This window comes from Acidovorax sp. LjRoot38 (genome assembly GCF_964252975.1).
Taxonomy (GTDB): domain Bacteria; phylum Pseudomonadota; class Gammaproteobacteria; order Burkholderiales; family Burkholderiaceae_C; genus Acidovorax; species Acidovorax facilis.
On sequence record NZ_CAXUPT020000033.1, the window covers coordinates 2501 to 5822 of the forward strand.

Here is a 3322-nt window from a genome sequence, read left to right on the forward strand (position 1 = left end):
TGCGTCAAAACGAATATTCAAACCTAGTTTGAAATTCTTAAGTAATACGATGACAACTCGAAAGAGTTGAAGTTGTTTACGGCATAACGCGTCAGGTGAAAGACCTGGCAAGTCCTTGAAAAATTAGATGGCGATGTTTCGAAAGAAACGTCAAAGTTATAGGGTCAAGTGACTAAGAGCATGTGGTGGATGCCTTGGCGATTACAGGCGACGAAAGACGTGATAGCCTGCGATAAGCTTCGGGGAGCTGGCAAATAAGCTTTGATCCGGAGATTTCTGAATGGGGAAACCCACCTCGCAAGAGGTATCGCATGATGAATACATAGTCATGCGAGGCGAACCGGGTGAACTGAAACATCTCAGTAGCTCGAGGAAAAGACATCAACCGAGATTCCGAAAGTAGTGGCGAGCGAAATCGGAAGAGCCTTCTAGTGATAGCACGACTGTTAGCAAAACGGAATGGAAAGTCCGGCCATAGCAGGTGATAGCCCTGTATGCGAAAACAGACGTGTGGTACTAAGCTAGAGAAAAGTAGGGCGGGACACGAGAAATCCTGTCTGAATATGGGGGGACCATCCTCCAAGGCTAAATACTCGTAATCGACCGATAGTGAACCAGTACCGTGAGGGAAAGGCGAAAAGAACCCCGGGAGGGGAGTGAAATAGATCCTGAAACCGCATGCTTACAAAAAGTAGGAGCCCGCAAGGGTGACTGCGTACCTTTTGTATAATGGGTCAGCGACTTACATTCAGTGGCAAGGTTAACCGAATAGGGAAGCCGTAGAGAAATCGAGTCCGAATAGGGCGAATCAGTCGCTGGGTGTAGACCCGAAACCAAGTGATCTATCCATGGCCAGGATGAAGGTGCCGTAACAGGTACTGGAGGTCCGAACCGACTAGTGTTGCAAAACTAGCGGATGAGCTGTGGATAGGGGTGAAAGGCTAAACAAACTTGGAAATAGCTGGTTCTCTCCGAAAACTATTTAGGTAGTGCCTCAAGTATTACCGTCGGGGGTAGAGCACTGTTTAGGCTAGGGGGTCATGGCGACTTACCAAACCTATGCAAACTCCGAATACCGACGAGTACAGCTTGGGAGACAGAGCACCGGGTGCTAACGTCCGGACTCAAGAGGGAAACAACCCAGACCGCCAGCTAAGGTCCCTAAAATTGGCTAAGTGGGAAACGAAGTGGGAAGGCTAAAACAGTCAGGATGTTGGCTTAGAAGCAGCCATCATTTAAAGAAAGCGTAATAGCTCACTGATCGAGTCGTCCTGCGCGGAAGATGTAACGGGGCTAAGCCAGTTACCGAAGCTGCGGATGTGCAATTTATTGCACGTGGTAGGAGAGCGTTCTGTAGGCCTGTGAAGGTGTCTGGTAACGGATGCTGGAGGTATCAGAAGTGCGAATGCTGACATGAGTAGCGTTAAAGGGGGTGAAAAGCCCCCTCGCCGTAAGCGCAAGGTTTTCTACGCAACGTTCATCGGCGTAGAGTGAGTCGGCCCCTAAGGCGAGGCAGAGATGCGTAGCTGATGGGAAACAGGTCAATATTCCTGTACCGATCAATAGTGCGATGTGGGGACGGAGAAGGTTAGCTCAGCCAACTGTTGGATATGTTGGTTCAAGCCTGTAGTCGTGCCTGGTAGGCAAATCCGCCGGGCTTAGATGAGGGGTGATAACGAGTCTGCTTGCAGACGAAGTGAGTGATACCCTGCTTCCAGGAAAAGCCACTAAGCTTCAGCTATTGACGACCGTACCGCAAACCGACACTGGTGCGCGAGATGAGTATTCTAAGGCGCTTGAGAGAACTCAGGAGAAGGAACTCGGCAAATTGATACCGTAACTTCGGGAGAAGGTATGCCCCAAGTAGGTGAACCTGTACAAGGCGAGCCCAACGGGGTTGCAAAAAATCGGTGGCTGCGACTGTTTAATAAAAACACAGCACTCTGCAAACACGAAAGTGGACGTATAGGGTGTGACGCCTGCCCGGTGCTGGAAGATTAAATGATGGGGTGCAAGCTCTTGATTGAAGTCCCAGTAAACGGCGGCCGTAACTATAACGGTCCTAAGGTAGCGAAATTCCTTGTCGGGTAAGTTCCGACCTGCACGAATGGCGTAACGATGGCCACACTGTCTCCTCCTGAGACTCAGCGAAGTTGAAATGTTTGTGATGATGCAATCTCCCCGCGGAAAGACGGAAAGACCCCATGAACCTTTACTGTAGCTTTGTATTGGACTTTGAACAGATCTGTGTAGGATAGGTGGGAGGCTTTGAAGTGATGTCGCTAGATGTCATGGAGCCAACGTTGAAATACCACCCTGGTGTGTTTGAGGTTCTAACCTAGGTCCATTATCTGGATCGGGGACAGTGCATGGTAGGCAGTTTGACTGGGGCGGTCTCCTCCCAAAGCGTAACGGAGGAGTTCGAAGGTACGCTAGTTACGGTCGGACATCGTGACGATAGTGCAATGGCATAAGCGTGCTTAACTGCGAGACTGACAAGTCGAGCAGATGCGAAAGCAGGACATAGTGATCCGGTGGTTCTGTATGGAAGGGCCATCGCTCAACGGATAAAAGGTACTCTGGGGATAACAGGCTGATACCGCCCAAGAGTTCATATCGACGGCGGTGTTTGGCACCTCGATGTCGGCTCATCTCATCCTGGGGCTGTAGCCGGTCCCAAGGGTATGGCTGTTCGCCATTTAAAGAGGTACGTGAGCTGGGTTTAAAACGTCGTGAGACAGTTTGGTCCCTATCTTCCGTGGGCGCTGCAGATTTGAGGAAGCCTGCTCCTAGTACGAGAGGACCGGAGTGGACACACCTCTGGTGTATCGGTTGTCACGCCAGTGGCATTGCCGAGTAGCTAAGTGTGGAAGAGATAACCGCTGAAAGCATCTAAGCGGGAAACTCGTTTCAAGATGAGATCTGCCGGGGCCTTGAGCCCCCTAAAGAGTCGTTCAAGACCAGGACGTTGATAGGTCAGGTGTGGAAGCGCAGTAATGCGTTAAGCTAACTGATACTAATTGCTCGTGCGGCTTGACCCTATAACTTTGATAGCCAATATGCAAACCGTAAGGAATGTGTGAAAAGCTCAAAGATTGTTATGCCAAGTTGACGCAGTCAAAAGACACAAAAATCTGATTCCAAACTCTATGAATTCGCTAGGCTGTTCCTTGAACAGCTCAGCACCAAGTTATGCCTGATGACCATAGCAAGTTGGTACCACTCCTTCCCATCCCGAACAGGACAGTGAAACGACTTTGCGCCGATGATAGTGCGGGTTCCCGTGTGAAAGTAGGTCATCGTCAGGCTCTTACAGCCCAAA

At 50.1% G+C, this 3322-nt stretch carries 2 rRNA genes; both read left to right on the forward strand.

Going from position 1 to position 3322, the window contains the following annotated elements:
• The first annotated feature begins 162 nt into the window (after positions 1-162).
• Positions 163-3041 (forward strand): 23S ribosomal RNA (locus ACSQ22_RS26155).
• Between the two features lie 154 nt (positions 3042-3195).
• Positions 3196-3308, forward strand: a 5S ribosomal RNA gene (rrf, locus tag ACSQ22_RS26160).
• Positions 3309-3322: the final 14 nt, after the last annotated feature.